At 61.8% G+C, this 17,167-nt stretch carries 19 protein-coding genes; 6 read left to right on the top strand and 13 right to left on the bottom strand.

The features are described 5' to 3' along the window. Window positions 1-3 precede the first annotated feature (3 nt). The gene (locus tag VKS22_03595; protein ID HLW69687.1) at window positions 4-1,965 is read right to left on the bottom strand and encodes a PQQ-binding-like beta-propeller repeat protein; all 1,962 of its coding nucleotides are present in this window, start codon (window positions 1,963-1,965) and stop codon (window positions 4-6) included. Between the two features lie 164 nt (window positions 1,966-2,129). Between VKS22_03595 and VKS22_03590 the strand changes: the two genes are divergently transcribed. The 3 genes from VKS22_03590 to VKS22_03580 all read left to right on the top strand — a co-directional run bounded on the left by VKS22_03590 (window position 2,130) and on the right by VKS22_03580 (window position 4,109). Then, window positions 2,130-2,972, top strand: coding sequence for a sulfurtransferase (locus VKS22_03590; GenBank protein HLW69686.1), 843 nt, complete (start codon window positions 2,130-2,132; stop codon window positions 2,970-2,972). Between the two features lie 2 nt (window positions 2,973-2,974). Continuing rightward, window positions 2,975-3,583: a pyroglutamyl-peptidase I gene (locus VKS22_03585; GenBank protein HLW69685.1), complete on the top strand. Its 609-nt coding sequence runs from the start codon at window positions 2,975-2,977 to the stop codon at window positions 3,581-3,583. Window positions 3,584-3,932: 349 nt separating this feature from the next. Then, window positions 3,933-4,109, top strand: coding sequence for a helix-turn-helix domain-containing protein (locus VKS22_03580; GenBank protein ID HLW69684.1), 177 nt, complete (start codon window positions 3,933-3,935; stop codon window positions 4,107-4,109). 88 nt (window positions 4,110-4,197) lie between these two features. On the opposite strand, the gene VKS22_03575 is transcribed toward VKS22_03580, so the two are convergent. Next, the gene (locus VKS22_03575) at window positions 4,198-5,085 is read right to left on the bottom strand and encodes a VOC family protein (protein HLW69683.1); all 888 of its coding nucleotides are present in this window, start codon (window positions 5,083-5,085) and stop codon (window positions 4,198-4,200) included. Between the two features lie 194 nt (window positions 5,086-5,279). On the opposite strand from VKS22_03575, the gene VKS22_03570 reads away from it, so the two are divergent. Further along, a complete protein-coding gene (locus VKS22_03570) occupies window positions 5,280-6,428 on the top strand; it encodes an LLM class flavin-dependent oxidoreductase (GenBank protein ID HLW69682.1) in 1,149 nt (382 codons plus the stop codon). Window positions 6,429-6,527: 99 nt separating this feature from the next. Here the strand turns inward: VKS22_03570 and VKS22_03565 are convergent, their stop codons facing one another. The 9 genes from VKS22_03565 to VKS22_03525 all read right to left on the bottom strand — a co-directional run bounded on the left by VKS22_03565 (window position 6,528) and on the right by VKS22_03525 (window position 14,056). Beyond that, on the bottom strand, window positions 6,528-7,325 hold the full coding sequence (locus VKS22_03565) for an FkbM family methyltransferase (protein ID HLW69681.1): 798 nt from the start codon (window positions 7,323-7,325) through the stop codon (window positions 6,528-6,530). Between the two features lie 123 nt (window positions 7,326-7,448). Beyond that, window positions 7,449-7,871 (bottom strand): ATP synthase F1 subunit epsilon, encoded by a 423-nt coding sequence (atpC, locus tag VKS22_03560; protein HLW69680.1) that lies wholly within the window; start codon window positions 7,869-7,871, stop codon window positions 7,449-7,451. 6 nt (window positions 7,872-7,877) lie between these two features. Beyond that, a complete protein-coding gene (gene atpD / locus VKS22_03555) occupies window positions 7,878-9,305 on the bottom strand; it encodes a F0F1 ATP synthase subunit beta (protein HLW69679.1) in 1,428 nt (475 codons plus the stop codon). Between the two features lie 42 nt (window positions 9,306-9,347). Further along, window positions 9,348-10,220: an ATP synthase F1 subunit gamma gene (atpG, locus tag VKS22_03550; protein HLW69678.1), complete on the bottom strand. Its 873-nt coding sequence runs from the start codon at window positions 10,218-10,220 to the stop codon at window positions 9,348-9,350. 21 nt (window positions 10,221-10,241) lie between these two features. Beyond that, window positions 10,242-11,765, bottom strand: coding sequence for a F0F1 ATP synthase subunit alpha (gene atpA / locus VKS22_03545; protein ID HLW69677.1), 1,524 nt, complete (start codon window positions 11,763-11,765; stop codon window positions 10,242-10,244). Window positions 11,766-11,816: 51 nt separating this feature from the next. After that, window positions 11,817-12,353 (bottom strand): ATP synthase F1 subunit delta, encoded by a 537-nt coding sequence (gene atpH / locus VKS22_03540; protein HLW69676.1) that lies wholly within the window; start codon window positions 12,351-12,353, stop codon window positions 11,817-11,819. Further along, window positions 12,350-12,928: a hypothetical protein gene (locus VKS22_03535; GenBank protein HLW69675.1), complete on the bottom strand. Its 579-nt coding sequence runs from the start codon at window positions 12,926-12,928 to the stop codon at window positions 12,350-12,352. The genes atpH and VKS22_03535 overlap by 4 nt, the downstream gene beginning before the upstream one ends. After that, window positions 12,929-13,390, bottom strand: coding sequence for an ATP synthase F0 subunit B (locus VKS22_03530; protein ID HLW69674.1), 462 nt, complete (start codon window positions 13,388-13,390; stop codon window positions 12,929-12,931). 87 nt (window positions 13,391-13,477) lie between these two features. After that, on the bottom strand, window positions 13,478-14,056 hold the full coding sequence (locus tag VKS22_03525; GenBank protein ID HLW69673.1) for a polymer-forming cytoskeletal protein: 579 nt from the start codon (window positions 14,054-14,056) through the stop codon (window positions 13,478-13,480). Between the two features lie 197 nt (window positions 14,057-14,253). On the opposite strand from VKS22_03525, the gene VKS22_03520 reads away from it, so the two are divergent. Further along, entirely contained in the window at window positions 14,254-14,652 is a 399-nt protein-coding gene (locus VKS22_03520; GenBank protein HLW69672.1) for a PPOX class F420-dependent oxidoreductase, read from the top strand. 65 nt (window positions 14,653-14,717) lie between these two features. Here the strand turns inward: VKS22_03520 and VKS22_03515 are convergent, their stop codons facing one another. Both VKS22_03515 and VKS22_03510 read right to left on the bottom strand, forming a co-directional pair. Beyond that, complete coding sequence (locus VKS22_03515) at window positions 14,718-14,918, bottom strand: hypothetical protein (protein ID HLW69671.1); 201 nt, start codon at window positions 14,916-14,918, stop codon at window positions 14,718-14,720. A gap of 66 nt (window positions 14,919-14,984) precedes the next feature. Beyond that, window positions 14,985-15,671 carry a 2OG-Fe(II) oxygenase gene (locus VKS22_03510; protein ID HLW69670.1) on the bottom strand — a complete coding sequence of 229 codons (687 nt, stop codon included), beginning with the start codon at window positions 15,669-15,671 and terminating at the stop codon, window positions 14,985-14,987. Between the two features lie 115 nt (window positions 15,672-15,786). Here VKS22_03510 and miaB point away from each other — a divergent pair, with 115 nt between their 5' ends. Continuing rightward, entirely contained in the window at window positions 15,787-17,139 is a 1,353-nt protein-coding gene (gene miaB, locus VKS22_03505) for a tRNA (N6-isopentenyl adenosine(37)-C2)-methylthiotransferase MiaB (protein ID HLW69669.1), read from the top strand. Window positions 17,140-17,167: the final 28 nt, after the last annotated feature.

The raw sequence follows: 17,167 nt of genomic DNA, 5'->3' as shown, positions 1-17,167 counted from the left end.
GGTTTAAGACTTCACCTTGCCCTTGAGCGGCACCGAGACATTCCCACCGTTCGCTCCGTATGTGAACGAATAACTTAACGTTCCATCGAGCGTTCCGCTGGCGTCCGCCGCTGGAGTGAATTCCAACGTCACGACGCACTTACCCGTCTTGGGTGCGAGCATCGCACCGCTGCAGGCATCGCCGCCGTCGGCGAAGGTAAAGTTCGCGCTGAGACTCGCGGCGGCGAGGGTCACGCTTGCGGCGCTTTTGTTTCTGATCGTGACGTTCTTAGTCTTGCCCGTCGTGCCGGCCGTGGTGCTCGGCAGGGTCATCGATTTCGGCGCCTTAGGCGTCACGGCGAGGCCGTTGCCCTCGAGCGTCTCTGACGGACTCGTCCCGTTATAGGGAATCGTGAGGGCTTCGCTCACGCTGCCGGGCACAGTCGGGGCGAATGCGACATCGACCGTGCACTTCGCCTCGTTCGCGAGAGTGTTGTTGGAACAGTTGTCGTTGGACACGCTGAACGAGGCTGGCGGCACGATTTGCCCAATCTGCGCGGCAACAGCGCCTTCGTTATTGAGCGTCAGTTTCTTGGTCTTGCTGGAGGCGGTCGCATCGACGTTCTTGAATTCGAGCTTGGCGGGCGACGCCGTCACCGCGGTGGTCGGCGTCGCGGTCGGTGTGGCGGTCATCGTCGCCGTTGGAGTTTGAGTGGGCGTTGCGGTCGGTGTTGCAATGGCGGTCGCGGTGGGAGTAGCGGTTTCAGTCGGCGTGACGGTTGGAGTTGCAGTTCCAGTGGGAGTCGGCGTCGCGCTCCGTGTTGCAGTGGCGGTTGCTGTCGGTGTCGGAGAGGCTGTGGGCGTTGGACTGTTTTCACCTAAGGCGAATAGGGTGTTGCCGGAACTGATATAGAGCGTGCCGTCCGAGCCGATCCCCGGCGATCGGTCGACCGCGCCTGCGTTAAAGCTCCATTTCTGGGTGCCATCGGGGTTGACCGCGTAAACGTTTCCATCGAAGGAGCCGAAATAGATCGTGCCGTCGGCACCGATCGCCGGGGAACCTTCAACATAGTTTCCAGTGACGAATTTCCATTTTAACGTTCCGCTAATAGGATTTACGGCATAAAGGCTGTAGTCCAGAAAGGATCCCACGAAAATTGTGCCGTCAGGACCAATCGCCGGCGATGAGTAGAAGCCGCTTCCGGTATTGAAGCTCCACTCTTCGCTGCCGTTTGCGCCTATGGCATACAGATTACTGACGCCCAAGCCGGCATACACCGTGCCGTTAAGACCGACTGATGGCGGGGGTGAATTAGAAGCGCCGCCGACGGAACCGAATAGCCACGCTTCCGTACCATTATTCACCGCGTAGAGGAGGGTGTCGGCGTCGTCGATGAAGTAAACTGTACCATCCGGCCCGACCGCCGGAGAGGACCCGCCGCCAAAAGAGGAAAATTGCCACTCAAACGCACCCTCAGGATTGACCGCGTAAATGAACCCAGCATTCCAGTTAACATATATGGTCCCGTCAGCTCCGACCGTCAGTGAGGAATCCGCTGGAGGTCCGCTTGATGAGATGCCAAGGGTCCACTTCTGGGTGCCATCCGGATTAACGGCGTAAAGGTAAAAGTTGTCTAAGACATAGATAGTCCCGTCAGGTCCTACAGCCGGAGCCGGCTCCACGGCGCTCGCGGTGCCGAACATCCACTTCTGGCTACCATCGGGATTGACCGCATATAGTCCACCCGCGGCGATGTATATGGTCCCGTCCGCCCCAATTACGGGCGACGATATTGGTCCGGCGACCCCGGAAAACCGCCACTTAAGTGTACCTGTGTTGGCGCTGGTATCATATCGACTGAGGCCAGTGTGTGCCCCGTCGTGCTGGAACATCGGCCATGGCGCCATGCCTAACTGCGCGTGCGATACAGTCAGGGCGGCCAAGACCAAAATCGCGAACGTGGCTGCGCTCAAGGCCGCAATCACGCGGATTCGCACTTTCCTGAATGATCGTTTCATTGGGTGGACAGTTAATCACACTAAAGGGACTTCGATTCCATAGCGCCTGGAAGCTGCCAATTGAAGCGATCTTGAGGAGCCCCGAAAAAGCGGCCATAGTTTGGCTCGTCAGCGCCTTTTTGGGGAAGTCGATGGAGCCGGGACGAAACAGCAGCGAATATCTCGTGGATGCGGAGTGGTTGCGAGGGCGTCGTGGGGACCGTAACGTCCTACTAGTCGATACGCGGCCGGGCGCCGATTACTGGGCTGGGCATCTTGAGGACGCGCGCCATTTCGACCCGTTTCCCTTCCATCACAGCGATACCAGCGAGGCCGGATTGCGCAACTTTCGCGGCCAGCTCGCCTGGATTTTTTCAACGCTCGGAATCAGTGGGCGAGAGACCGTCGTCGCATATGAGGAAAATTCCGGGATGCGGGCGACGCGCGCCGCCTGGGCGCTCGAATATATGGGCCATCCGCAGGTGCGGATCCTCGACGGTGGACTCGGGCTCGCGGCGCAAGAGCTGGTGACAGCCGCGCCCGCCGTAACTTCGTCGAATTTCGCTGAAGACCCGCGCGGCACCGCGATCGCATCGTACGAGTACATCGTCGAGCGGCTAGGTACGGCCGACTCACAGATCTTCGACGTCCGTACCGACGAGGAGTATTTTGGCGAGCGCGTCCGCGCACGCCACGGCGGCGCGATACCGACTGCGATCCATCGCGACTGGAGCGATAACCTCGACGCGCGCGGCGCGTTCAAGCCGGCCGCGCAGCTCCGCGACGAATTCGCCAAGCTGGGTCTCGTGCCCGAGCGCGAAATCATCCCCTATTGCCAGGGCGGTTATCGCTCGGCCAACGCTTACATTGCCTTGCGCGTCGCGGGCTATCCGCGCGTTCGCAACTATCTGGGCTCCTGGGCGGAGTGGGGCAATCGCGACGATCTGCCGATTGACCGCCCGCGCCGGCGCCTTGCGCGCGGGATGCCGAGATAGAGATGGATCGCGCGATTCTTCTTACCGGCTTCGAGCCGTTCGGCGGCGAACGGATGAACCCTTCGTGGGAGGTCGCTGAGCGGCTCAAGGGCCGGCGCTTCGGCGACGCGACCGTTCATGCGGTCCGCCTGCCAGTGAATTGCTCGCATGCGGCCGCGGCAGTAACCGAGGCGCTTGAGGAGTTGCAGCCGGTTGCTTTTCTGGGTCTGGGGCAGGCGGGAGGCCGTCCAGCTCTATCACTCGAAAAGGTCGCGCTGAATCTGATCGACGAGCATCCCACGCGCGAGACCGACGGTGGAATCGACGGTCAACCGATCGTGCGCGAAGGTCCGGATGCCTATTTTTCCCGCCTCCCGCTCAAGCAGTTGCTTGAAGCGCTGCGCGAGCATCAGGTCCCGGCTGCCCTCTCGCTCAGCGCCGGGGTTTATATATGCAACGCCGTCATGTACGTCGCGATGCATTCGCTGCGAGAACGTAACGCTCCTGCGGGCTTCATCCACCTTCCGTACGAGACGGCTCAAGTGACGCGGCGCGCGGCGCCAAGCATGCCGCTCGATCTGATGGTTACCGGAATCGAGGTCGTGCTGAACACGCTTTCGTCTTTGCCGTAACCGGTTTTTGATCGGGCAATCGGTCATAGAGACGACGCCGCAATGTGAAAACCGGCTCATCAGCTTATCTGGCTTCAGCCAAGGGCTAGAGACATAAAGCCGCTTGCGATTGTCACATTATCGCAAAATGGCCATTAGCACCGACGACGATACCGCTACCTGCATTTGGATTATATCTAGTCAAACCAGCCCTAAGTCACTCAATATGAAGCTGAAGCGTTATAGGCACGTTTGATGCTATATTATTCGGCAAAAGTGACGATTCGACGAAACCGAACGTGCGATTCGTCGTAACATATTAGAGAGGGCTTAACAGATGGAACCAACGTTAACCGCAACAATAATGACCTTGGACGAAGTTGCTAGCTATCTCCGCGTGCATACCTCGACGGTTTATCGGATGGCGAAAAACCGCTCGATTCCTGCATTCAAAATTGGCAGCGATTGGCGCTTCAATCGCGAATCGATTGACCAATGGCGGGTGCGGGCGGAGCAGAGCGCAGCCACCGAACGATTGGGTAACTAGGTAAAAACGAGCTAGTTGGCGGCGACGGAGCTGCCAGCTAACTCGGCCCCCTGCCTGAGTCGCTATTTCGCCAAGCTGTCTCGGCAACTTATCTCGGATCGTTCGGCAGCGGACGTTCCGTGAACCCGATGACCATCCCAAACGCCTGATCGCGATCAAGCACGAGAGCGCCTTCGCCATCAATCTGCGGCCGCAGCTCTTTCGAGCGCAGAAAATCGCGCGCGCGAGACAGATTCCCGGTCTTGAAGACCAGCGCGTGGATACCCTCGCCGTTTTCTTCCAGATCGCGGGCCTCGGCGCTCTTCGCCGATAGCGGCTGCACGAGTTCCACCACCGAGTCCTCGCCGACCGCGATAAAAGCGCTGCGCTTGCGTCCGGCGCTCTCCGCTTCGTGTATCAGTTTGCCGCCAAGGACATCGACGTAAAGCTTTCGCGCAGACGGCAGGTCCCGCACTACGACGGTAATGTGCGACGCGCGCTCAATCCCGAGCGGATGATCATCGCGCCAGCTCGCCGCAGACCAGTCCGGCTTCATCCGCGGGTCCGGGATGAAATCGCCGTAGAGCGCAAATTCCAGTTGCCCCGGGGTCTCACGCGGATGCGTCCAGAAGGCCGTCGCCTTCAGCGGTGGCTTGACCTGCTTGCCGACAATATCGAAGAGCCGGAACTTATGCTGGTCGAGCGATTCGGCGATTGCCGCAACATCATCGACGTACCAGGCGATCGAATGAAAATGCTGGCCGAAACGATCGTGGAATTTCTTGACCGACGGGTTGCGCAGATTCTCGACGCGCGCCGGCGACATCGGCTCCATGATTACTTCGCCGATCGCGATCAACGAAGCGTCGCGCCCCGCCAGCTTCTCGTAGCCATGATAGAAGCGATGGCAGGCGAAGACCTCGTCGTACCAGCGGTCGACCGCCGCGAGATCGTCCACGACATGCGTCAGATGAAAAAGCTTGCCAATTTTGAACATTGAGTTCTCCTGAATCGTGACTGCAAGAAAACAGGCTTATCGATGATCACATAAAACAGCCGCACGCGGGAGCGCAACCCCGGCCGGACCTGCTCCAAGGCCGCCTCGGAGCTTTTCAAAATCGCGGATTCTGCTAGAGCTAGGCAAAACGCCGGAGATGGCCGGACGCGCCGGCAGTGCGGGAGGGATTCTCGATGGACTTCGGAATTTTTTACGAGATTCAGGTCGACAGCCCGCTTAAGCATCGCGAGCGCGAGTACCAGGCATTTCACGACGTGATGAACCAGGTGGTGCGCGCCGAGGAGGTCGGCTTCACCCATTTCTGGACGGTCGAGCATCATTTCCAGGTGGGCTTCGCGCATTCCTCGGCGCCCGAGGTCTTGTACGGGGCAATTTCGCAGCGCACCAGCAAAATTCGCATCGGCCACGCCGTGGTGCTGCTGCCCTTTCCTTACAATCATCCGATTCGGATCGCAGAGCGCGTCGCGACGCTCGATATTCTCAGCAACGGCCGCGTCGAAGTCGGTACCGGACGCTCGATCACGCAAGTTGAACTCGGCGGCTTCGGGATCCCCTACAAGGAGACGCGCGGGCGCTGGGAAGAGGCGCTCGACATCATCACGACCATCTGGAAAAGCCGCGACGGCACCTTCTCGTACAAGGGTAAATACTTCGACATCCCCGAGCGCACGGTCGTGCCGATGCCGATTCAGAAGCCTCATCCGCCGCTGTGGGTGGCCTGCACCAGCGAAGATACCCATCAGCTCGCCGGTAAGCTCGGGTTGGGCCTGCTCTCGTTTACGCTGCTGGTCACGCCCGAGCATCTGGGGCAGCGGGTCCGCGCCTATCGCGAGGCGATCAAGTCCGCCAAGCCCTACGGCGCGTTTGCGAACAATCGGGCCGGCGCCTTCGCGATGACGCATCTGGCCGACACCGACAAGCAGGCGCGAGAGGAAGCCGAACGCGCCTTCATGTCCTACGTGCGCACGACGCTGGTGGCCAATGCTCCGGTGCTCGAAGCCAAGAAGACCGGCGTCGATCCAAAAGAGACCGGGCGGTTGAGCACGGCCCTGCCCACCCAGTACGAAGGCCTCGACCCGAGCAAAGTGACGATCGACTCACTGATCGACAGCGGGATGTGCATTTGCGGCAGTCCGGACACGGTGATCAGGCAACTTGAGCGGCTGCAGCAAGCGGCGCAGCTCGATCAGTTCCTCGCGATGATGCAGTTCTGGTCGATCCCGCACGCCAAGACGATGCATGCGATCGAGCTCTTCGGCAAACACGTCATCCCGCACTTCCGCGATCGCCAGCCCGCTCAAGCGGCCGCCCCCGCCTCCTAACGAGTCCTACGCAATAGGATGCCGTAGTCGGGCCGCCCGATGCCGTCGCGGTGGAGGCTGCGCCGGCTTTTCGATGAGCGCGCGTCAGCCGAGGGGCAGTTAAGACTTCGCCAACACTTCAGTAATCCGTTCGCTGGCGACAGCGAGCCAGTTGAAGGCTTTGAACGGATAAACCAAGGCGGCCTCGAACTGTTCGCGAACGACTGGCAGCCCGCGATTTAACGCGTCTTTCAGAAGGAAAACCGAGTAACCGCAAGCTACGAACAAGTCGTAAAGGGTGCCGGCGGTATAACCGAAGGCGGGCGGTCCGGAAGGTCCGCACTCGAACAGAATGGTGGGGCGATCGCGCGTGAGAAATGCAGTTGCCCCCCGCAAAACGAACAGTTCCGCCCCTTCGACGTCAATCTTAAGCAGATCGAAGCGGCGATCCTTGGGAACCGCATCGTCAAGTCGGACGCAGGTGACGTGAATTCGTTCGAAGTGGCCTTCACCATGCCGCGCGAGCCCACTGAAGCCGGTGGCCGCGAGATTTATGTAGAAGTCTTCAGCGCCGGCGTGGTCAGACAGCGCCACCTCAAGCACGTCAACCTCAGGGAACTTGCGGCGTAAGAACCGGACCTTTGCGGGAATCGCCTCGACCGCGACATGGTGGCCGGCTGGCGCCAGACGGCAAAAGCGGCTCAACATTGAACCGTAGTGGCAGCCGACGTCAATGCAGTTGCCGTCTCTACGCAAAATTTGCCTCAGAACCGCATCGATTCGCTGCTCTTCGGCATAGATCTCACGCAGCTCTGGAAATCGCCGGCGACGAGGGTACTCGAGTAAGTTACGCAGACGGCGCAGCGGCTGCTCTAAAGGAGTCCGGATGAACTCGTATTTCAGTTCGACTAATCGCACCTTGGATCAAGGTTACCGCAGAGGATCAGGTGAGTCCGCCGTAGAGAGAAAATCCGCTTCGGTAGAACCGAATTCCTAGAGGTGCGCCGGTATTATACAGTTGCGGGCATGAGCCCTTCGCATCTAATGCAGGGCGCGGCTGAGGTGGGTGATCTCGGCGCGGGCGCGGGCTAGTCGGAGCGCTTCCTGGGCCTCTTGGTAGCCCGGATCGTAAAAGCTCATTTGCGCAAGTTTCGCTTCGGCTGCCTGAACTTCCGGCGCCGCGGCGACAGGATCGACTGACGCCAACGAGACCGCTTCGGACGCCAGCACGGTCATCGCGCCGTCTTTCACTTCGGCCAGCCCGCCGGAAAGCAGGAACTCCGAGGTTGAGCCGTCGGCGAGCTTGAGCGTGATCACGCCCGGCTCGAGCGACGTAATGAAGTTGATGTGGTTCGGGAGCACGCCGAATTCACCGAGCGCGCCCACCGCCGTCGCCTGCTCGACCGGCCCCTCATAAATGATACCCGTCGGGCTCACGAGCTTGAATGGAAAGGTTTCTGCCATTGAGGATTAACGCGCTTCGCCGCGGGCGAGGCGTTCGGCCTTCGCGCGCGCATCGTCGATCGTGCCGACGAGGTAAAAGGCCAGCTCCGGTAGGTCATCGCACTTGCCGTCAAGGATCTCCTTGAAGCCCCGCACGGTCTCGGCGCGCGTGACATAGGCGCCCGGGATATTCGTGAAGGGCTCCGCGACATGCATCGCCTGCGACAGGAAACGCTCGACCCGCCGCGCGCGCGCCACCACCAACTTGTCGTCGGCGGAGAGTTCGTCCATCCCGAGAATCGCGATAATGTCCTGCAAATCCTTGTAGCGCTGCAGAATCGCCTGCACCTGCCGCGCCACCGCGTAATGCTCTTCACCGACGATTTGCGGGTCGAGGATGCGCGAGGTCGAGGCCAGCGGATCGACCGCGGGGAAGATCGCCTTTTCGAAGATTTTGCGTTCGAGCGCAGTGATCGCGTCGAGATGCGAGAAGGTCGTCGCCGGCGCCGGATCGGTGTAATCGTCGGCGGGCACGTAGATCGCCTGCACCGAGGTGATTGCGCCCTTCTTGGTGGTCGTGATCCTTTCCTGCAACGCGCCCATGTCGGTGCCGAGGGTGGGCTGATAACCGACCGCACTGGGCATCCGGCCGAGCTGGGCCGAGACCTCGGAGTTGGCCTGCACGAAGCGGAAAATGTTGTCGATGAACAGGATGACGTCCTTACCCTGCTCGTCACGGAAATATTCGGCGACCGTGACGCCGGTGAGGCCGACGCGTGCGCGCGCGCCGGGCGGCTCGTTCATCTGGCCATAGACCAGCGCGGTCTTCGAGAGCACGCCCGATTCCTTGAGCTCGCGATAGAGGTCGTTGCCCTCGCGCGAGCGCTCGCCGACGCCGGCAAAGACCGAAACGCCGCCGTGCTCCTTAGCGATATTGTTGATGAGCTCGAGAATGGTGACCGTTTTGCCGACGCCCGCGCCGCCGAACAGGCCGATTTTTCCACCGCGCGAGTAGGGGCATATCAGATCGATCACCTTGATGCCGGTCTCGAGGATTTCGACCTCGATTCCCTGATCGGCGAAGTCGGGGGCCTCGCGATGAATCGGCATCCGGCGCTCGAAGGCGATCGGTCCGGCCTCGTCAATCGGCTCGCCGATCACGTTCATCAGGCGGCCGAGCGTCCCATCGCCGACCGGCACCGAAATCGGGCCGCCGGTGTCGAGCACTTCCATCCCGCGCACCAGTCCTTCGGTCGAGTCCATCGCGATGCATCTGACGACGTTTTCGCCGAGATGCTGCTCGACTTCGAGCACCAGATTGCCGGCGCGATCGTCGATCGACGGATTGCTGACGCGCAGCGCACTCATAATTGCGGGCAACGAGCCGTTGGAAAACTCAACGTCGATGACGTTGCCCAGAACCTGATTGATATGGCCTGCGGTTTGTCCACTCATGGCGTAATTTTCACCTGGGATTGTTTTTTTCGGCGACGCCGCCTAGCTCCGCAGAGCTTCGGCGCCACCCACAATATCCATCAGCTCGCGCGTGATCGTCGCCTGGCGCGCACGGTTCATTTCGAGTGTGAGCGACGCGATCATCTCGGCGGCGTTGTTGGACGCGGCGTCCATCGCGGTCATCTTCGCGCCGTACTCGCTGGCTTCGGCTTCGAGCAGGGCATGGAGCGTCGCGGCTTCGATATAGCTGCGCAGGACGACCGGAACGATTTCACTCGGGCTCGGTTCGACCAGGTAATCGGTGACCGCGATCGGCGCGGAGCCGCCGTCGGTCGTGGGCTGCGCGATCGGGAGTAGTTGCTCGTAAACCGGCCGTTGCGAGATGGCCGAACGAAACTGCGTGTAGACCAGGCCCGCCTCGGCGATCGCGCCGGAGCGCCAACTGCCGAGGATGATCGCGGTGAGGTCGCGCGCGAGACCGATGGTCGCAAGACGCGGCGCGTTGCCGATCCGCTCGCCTTCGAGCGGTTGCCGCGAGCGCCGGAAATGATCGAGCGCCTTGCGCCCGACCGCAAAGAGCTTGAGGTCAGCGCCGGCCTGGCGCTGGCGGCGGACTTCAAGCTCGGCGGCGCGCAGCAGATTCGTGTTGTAACCGCCGCACAATCCGCGGTCAGACGACACCACGATAATCAGCGATGCGCGCGCGGCGTTCTCGGCCGGGGCCGCGACTTCAGGCGCGGAGAGCAGCAGTGAATCAGCGACGCGCTTGAGCGCCTCGTGGTATGGGCGCGCATTGACCAACGCCTCCTGCGCGCGCCGCAGCCGCGCCGCCGCTACGAGCTTCATCGCGCGCGTGATCTGCTGCGTCGATTTGACCGAGCTGATCCGCCGCCGGATTGCCTTGAGTGTCGCCATCGAGTGTTCCGCTCACCCCGCTCAGGCGGCCTTATCCGGCGCAAAACCCTTCATGAAGTCGTCGAGCGCCGCCACCAGCTGCTTGCGCAGATCGTCGCCGATCTCACGCTTGGTGCGAATCTCGTCGAGCAGTACCTTGTGATGCGCGTCGATAAAGCTGTAGAGCTCGCGTTCGAAGAGCTTGACCTGCTCGACGGCGATCTTGTCGAAGTAGCCTTCGTTGGCGGCAAAGATAATCAACACTTCCTTCTCCATGGGGAGCGGATCGTATTGATTCTGCTTGAGCATCTCGGTGAGCCGCGCGCCGCGATTGAGGAGGCGCTGGCTCGAGGCGTCAAGGTCGGAGCCGAACTGCGCGAAGGCTGCCATCTCGCGATACTGCGCAAGATCGAGCTTGAGGGTCCCGCCGACCTGCTTCATGGCTTTGACCGCGGCCGAAAAGCCGACGCGCGAAACTGACAGGCCGACGTTAACCGCGGGCCGGATTCCCGAGTAGAAAAGATCGGCGTCGAGCACGATCTGGCCGTCGGTAATCGAGATGACGTTGGTCGGAATGTACGCGGAAACGTCGCCCGCCTGCGTCTCGATAATCGGCAGCGCCGTCAGCGATCCCCCGCCGAGCTCATCGGACATGCGCGCGGCGCGTTCGAGCAGGCGCGAATGTAAATAAAAGACGTCGCCAGGATAGGCCTCGCGGCCGGGCGGGCGGCGCAACAGCAGCGAAAGTTGCCGATACGCCTGGGCGTGCTTGCTCAAATCGTCGTAGACCAGCAGCGCGTGGCGGCCACTGTCGCGAAAATACTCACCCATTGTGCAGCCGGAGTATGGCGCAATAAACTGCAACGGCGCGGCTTCCGACGCGGTCGCGGCAACGACCGTGGTGTACTCCATCGCGCCATAGCGGTTGAGCTTCTCGACCACCTGGGAAACCGTCGAGCGCTTCTGCCCGATCGCGACGTAGATGCAATTTACGCCCTGGCCGCGCTGATTGATGATCGTGTCGATCGCGAGCGCGGTCTTGCCGGTCTGCCGATCGCCAATGATCAGCTCGCGCTGACCGCGGCCGATTTGCAGCATCGAGTCGATCGCCTTGATCCCGGTCTGGATTGGCTCCTTGACCGGTTGGCGTTTGATGATCCCGGGCGCCTTGATTTCGATCCGCCGGCTCTCGCTCGACTTGATCGGGCCCTTGTCATCGATCGGCTGGCCCAACGCGTTAACGACGCGCCCGAGCAGCGCCTCACCGACCGGGACTTCGGCGATACGGCCGGTGCGTTTGACTTCGTCGCCCTCGCCGATCGCATCCGGGTCGCCGAAGAGCGCCGCCCCGACGTTGTCTTCCTCGAGATTCAGGACCATCCCGAGGATGGCGTTGGGGAACTCGAGCAACTCGCCCGAGGCCGCGTTCTGCAGGCCGTAGATGCGCGCGATACCGTCGCCGCAGGAGAGCACTCGCCCCGTCTCGCGCACGGCGACCGAGCCTTCAAAGCCTCGAATCTCATTGCGCAGAATTTCGCTGATTTCCGCTGGTCTAATATCCGCCATAAAAGTAGTCCGCCAATAGTTTCTGCAAAATATCTCTGATCGGCTGCAAATCTAGCCGGCGAGCCTGCGCGCCGCTTCCGCGAGCCGGCTTGCGAGGCTGCCGTCGTAGGTTTTGCCTTCGAGTTCAACGACCACGCCGCCAATCAGCGCGGCGTCAAGGTTCAGGGTTGGAAGGATTTTTTTGTGGGAGATTGCTTCAAGTCCCGCAACAATTCGCGCTAGCGTTTCGTCGCTTGGGGCTTGTGGAAACGTCAGGGTTGCCCGCGCCCGCACCATCAGATCATCGAGCATCCGCCGATAGGCTTCCGCGACCGCCGGCAGATCATCGATACGGCCGTGGCGTGCAAGGACGGTCGCGAACGAGCGCATCGGATAGCTGAGCTCGAGTTTTTCGCCAATTTTCGCCAGAGCCTCGCTCTTCGCCGACGGCGCAATCTCCGGCGACGCGAAGGCGACGCTGATTTCCGGCGCCGCGACAATCCGAGCTAGCCTTTCAAGCTCCGCACCCCAGGTTTCGAGCTGTGCAGGGTCACTCGAAAGGCCGAGCATGGCCCGCGCGTAGCGCTTGGCGACCTTCGAGCTTCTCATCGAGGCGCCTCCTCGCCGAGTTTGGCGACGAAGCGATCGAGCAGACGAGCCTGATCGGCCGGCTGGAAGTCGCGTTTGACCAGCTCCAGCGCGAGACGGGCGGTCGCGCTCGCGAGCGCCTCGCGCAGGCGTCGCTGACCGCCCTCACGTGCGGCGTTAACGCTAATCGCACTGTCGCGCTTGATTCGTTCGGCGGTCTCCCGCGCGAGTTCGTCGAGATGTTTGATTTGGAACGCGGTCTCGGTCGCGAGATCGGCAGCCAGACGGCTCTTCTCGGACGCGAGCCCGGCAGTCAGGTCGGCGGCGCACCGCGCGAGCGCCTGCGCGTCTTTGAGCGCGGTTTCGGAGCGGCTCGCGGTTTCGCGGATCGATTTGGCGCGGTTCGTGAAAAACGCGGAAATTTGTGGTCCGCCGAAGTAGCGAATGACCCAGAGAAACAGCCCAAAATTGATGACGTAGAAGATCAGCGCCGTCCAGCTCCCCGAAGCCTCAGGCCCTTCGGCGGCGAATGCGCAAAGCGGGCATAACAGCACCGTCACAACCGCGATGATTGTGTGAAGTGATTGGCGTTTCATCTAATTGTCGAGACTGGGCTGCGAGCCATTGCCGGCCGGACGTTCGAGCACGCGCGCGGCGAGCTCAGTCGCCAGGGCGCCAGCTAGCTCTTCCAGTTGTTGCGCGGCGGCGGCGAATTCCGCGTCGATTCCCGCGCGGACCTTTTCCAGCTCGTCCCGCGCCGCGGCGCGGGCGTTTTCAATCAAGTGCGTCGCCTGTTCGGTCGCGGCCCGCCGCTCCTGTTCGCGTGAGGCCAAGGCGGCGCGCCGGACTTCGCTCAACTCGTGCTCGCGACGTGCCAGCACTTCGCGCTCCTCGCCGAGCAGCCGCTCGGTCTCCGCGTGCAACTCGTTCAGCCGGCGTTCGCGAGCGCTCAGCAAACGCAGAAACGGTCCGAAAAAAAGCCATCCGAAGATGACCCAGAAGATCAGAAACGAAATTACCAGGGTTCCGAGGATGCCCCAGTCCGGCGGCAGATGCATTTACAGTCTCAACTCCACCGGCAGACGGTAACTGACGCCGATGTGAGGAGCAAGACTATTGGCGCAGTGAAAAAGTGAAAAACGGCTTCAGGCCTGCTTTTGCCCGACCGCCTGATTCACCGGGCTCACCTGATTCACCGGGCTCAGCCGCTCCTCCTTCGGGAACATCGTCACCTTGCGTTCGTCGCGCACGCCCTCCGGCGTCATCGAGCAATGGCCCTCGAAGGTTGCGCCCTCATGAACCACCAACACGGGCGCAGCCAAATTGCCGATTATCCTGGCGGAAGGGCGAATCTCGATCCGGTTGCTCGCGGAGATGTCGCCGCTGACTTTGCCCGCGACCACAATCGAGGCGGCGCGGATCTGCGCTGTCACGACCGCGGTCTCGCCGATTGTCAGGCTGTCCTTGGCGTTAATCTCGCCATCCACCTGCCCGTCGATGCGGCTGGGGCCGTCGAAGGACAGCTTGCCGCTGATCTTCGATCCGCCGTCGAGATACGCGCCTGCGGTGGAAGGCGCGACGCCCGCGCGCATCGAGGGCTTCTCCGGGCTACTCGCGACGGCAGGGGTGGCCGATGGGGGTGTAGCCTGCACCAGCGGAGCGGTCTTTGGTAGAACTTCCGCCCGCGCGTTCCGATCCTGTTCCTTGTTATTGAATAATGCCATCGTGCTGAACTCCTTGCTCGTAAACACGGCGCGGGAACACTGATGGATCGGCGCGCAACCCAGCCGCCTGCCTCCGGTCTTCCCCCCTTGATTCGCTATTAGACCATAGGCTGGATCGAGTCAAATTGCTACACGCGATCATGCTGCTGCCGAACGCCGAATGATCTGTGTTACGCTGCCCCAATGGAGGATTAGTAATGGCAACGATTCCCGAGAATTACCTGGACCTGCTCGGCGCCAAGAAGGCTTTCGCGAATATCGCGACAGTCCTGAAGGACGGTTCGCCGCAGGTCACCCCGGTATGGTTCGACTACACCGGCGGCAAAATCCGCGTCAACACGGCGCGCGGCCGCGTCAAGGCGAAGACGATGCGGATGGGCGCGCCGGTTGCGCTCGCGATCATGGACCCGGAAAATCCCTACCGTTATCTGCAGATTCGCGGCAAGATCGTCAGCGTCTCCGAGAACGGCGCCAACGCCCATATCGATTCCCTGGCCAAGAAGTACCTCGACCAGGACAAATATCCGTTCCACCAGCCGGGCGACGTCCGTGTGATGTACGAAATCGAGCCGGCGTCGGCGCAGGCGATGGGGTAATAGTTTAACTGATCTCTTTGTTCTCGGCGCTGACCGATGGCCGCGATCGCAGCCTGAGGCGTGGGCTAAATCAATCGGCCCACCGTCGGGGCCCTCTCGACGGTGGTGCCGCATTCAGAGCCGCAGTCTGGGCAGAGGTATTCATATTTGTCGCCGTCGGGCAGAACCAGCAGGAGGCGCTTGCGCACCGGCACCGCGCGCTTGCATTTGGGACAGGCGAGGAGGCTGGCCTCCAGGCGCTCGAAAGCGGCTCGTCGCTGCGGCATATCAATTTAACAGATAATCATGCGCGACGGTCGCCGCAACCGATCGCGGGCCGCTGAACAATTAGTTTATTTCGCGTCGTGGAAAATGATTCCGAGAGTGAAGCGGGCGCCCGCGTCAACCGTCGCGACCCCGTGCCTGACGTTGACTCGGTAATAGCCCCGCGTGCTCCGCATCGGGCGGTAGCGGGTCGCGAATAAAATCGCAGCGCCCAGTTCCAGGCGGACCGCATGGCCGCGCGATTGTGCGCGCGGCCGCTGTTCCATCAGGAGGAACTCGCCGCCACGGTAATCCACCTCGGCGCTCAACATAAAGGTGAACTGCAGCGGGAAGACGACCTCGCCATAAAGGTCCTGATGAAGGCAGTTGTAGCCGCCCGCCGTGTAGCGCAACATCAGCGGCGTCGGCTTGGTCTGCCCGCTCCGATGGCAATGATCAAGGAAGACGTCGAGGGCGGCAGGAAAACGCTCGGCGCTGCGCAGCGCGGCCATCCAGTCGTTGGCGATCGCGGCGACGGCGGGGTAGAGCGTCGCGCGCAGAGTTGCCACCAGGGGCGGAATCGGCGCAGCAAAATACTTGTACTCACCGAGCCCGAAGCGCAGTCGCGCCATATCGACTTTGCTGCGAAAACGGTCGCGTTGGTCGTAGAGCGCGATCAGGCTCGCGCATTCCCCCGGCGTGAGGATCGGCGGGATCATCGCGTAGCCGCGTTCGTCGAGCTCGACGCGAAGCTGCGCCCAGTCGAGTTTGTTCAATGAATCTTGCAACGGCTATCTAAACCCTTGGTTTGGCGCTTCGTGAAATCTCCCAAATTGCGCTGCGCCAGCTTTGCGAGGCGGCGAAAAACCGCCTAAGATTCTTACCTTATCGATGATTGAGACTACCACTAGCTCCGAGGCGGCGCGGGTTTATCTCGAGACCTACGGCTGCCAGATGAATATCGCCGACTCGCAGACGGTCGCCGCGGTGCTGCGCCAGGCCGGCTATGGGGTGGCGATCCGTCCCGAGGAAGCCGACATAATCCTGCTTAATACCTGCGCGATTCGCGAGCATGCCGAGGATCGTGTGATCGGCCGCTTGAGCGACCTCGCGCGGCTCAAAGGCTCGCGTCCGCAGCTCCAGCTCGGGCTGCTCGGATGCATGGCGCAGCACAATCGCGCGGCCCTGATGGCGCGGGCGCCCTGGCTCGACCTCGTCGCCGGGCCCGACACCTATCGGCGGCTGCCCGAGCTGCTCGGCCGCGCCCAATCCGGCCCAGCGCAATCCGACTTCGCAGTTGACGTGCGGCTCGATCGCGGCGAGACCTATGCCGACATCTCGCCTGACTACGAGTCAGGCGTGCGCGCCTATGTCACTGCGATGCGCGGGTGCGATCGCTTTTGCACCTTCTGCGTGGTTCCCTACGTGCGCGGGCGCGAGCGCAGCGTGCCGCCCGCTGATCTCCTCCGCGAAGTTCGCGCGCTCGCCGCGCGCGGGGTCAAGGAAGTCGTGATGTTAGGCCAGACCGTCAATGCCTATCGCCACGATGCGACCGATTTCGCCGCGCTGCTGCGCCGGCTCGCGGAGGTCGACGGCATCGAGCGGATTCGTTTCACCTCGCCCCATCCATGCGACATGACGCCGGCGCTGATCGCCACGATGGCGAGCGAACCCAAGGTGCAGCCGTACTTGCATCTGCCGCTGCAATCGGGCTCGGATCGGGTGCTCGCTGCGATGGAGCGCGGCTATACGGTCGATCAATATCTCGACCTCGTCGCGCGACTGCGCTCGGCGATCCCCGACCTCGCGCTCTCGACCGATATCATCGTCGGCTTTCACGGCGAGGAGGAGCGCGATTTCGCGGCTACGCTCGAGCTCTTGCGCGCGATTCGCTTCGACTCCGCTTTCTCCTTCAAATATTCGGTGCGCGAGCACACGCGCGCCCATCGCCTGGGTGATTCCGTGAGCGAAGCCGAAAAGGGCCGCCGGCTCGCCGAGGTCATCGCGCTTCAGGAGGAGATTGCGCTGGAGCGTAATCGCGCCCTGATCGGCCATAACTTTGCCGTGTTGGTCGAGGGTCCGGCGCGGCGCGGAGCCGGAAAGCTTGCGGGCAAGACGCCGCAATTCAAGACCGCGGTGTTTAGCGGGACGGCCGCAATCTCCGCTGGCGATTCGGTTCAGGTCCGAGTCGAAGCGGCGACCGGCCATTCGCTGATGGGCGCGATCGTCGCAAGTGCGCAGTGATTACCGCCTGAGTCCTTTACTCCGCGCG

This window comes from Candidatus Binataceae bacterium (assembly GCA_035308025.1).
Lineage (GTDB): Bacteria > Desulfobacterota > Binatia > Binatales > Binataceae > JAJPHI01.
The sequence above is the reverse complement of the archived record's forward strand: the minus strand, read 5'-3'. Positions and strand labels throughout refer to the sequence as shown.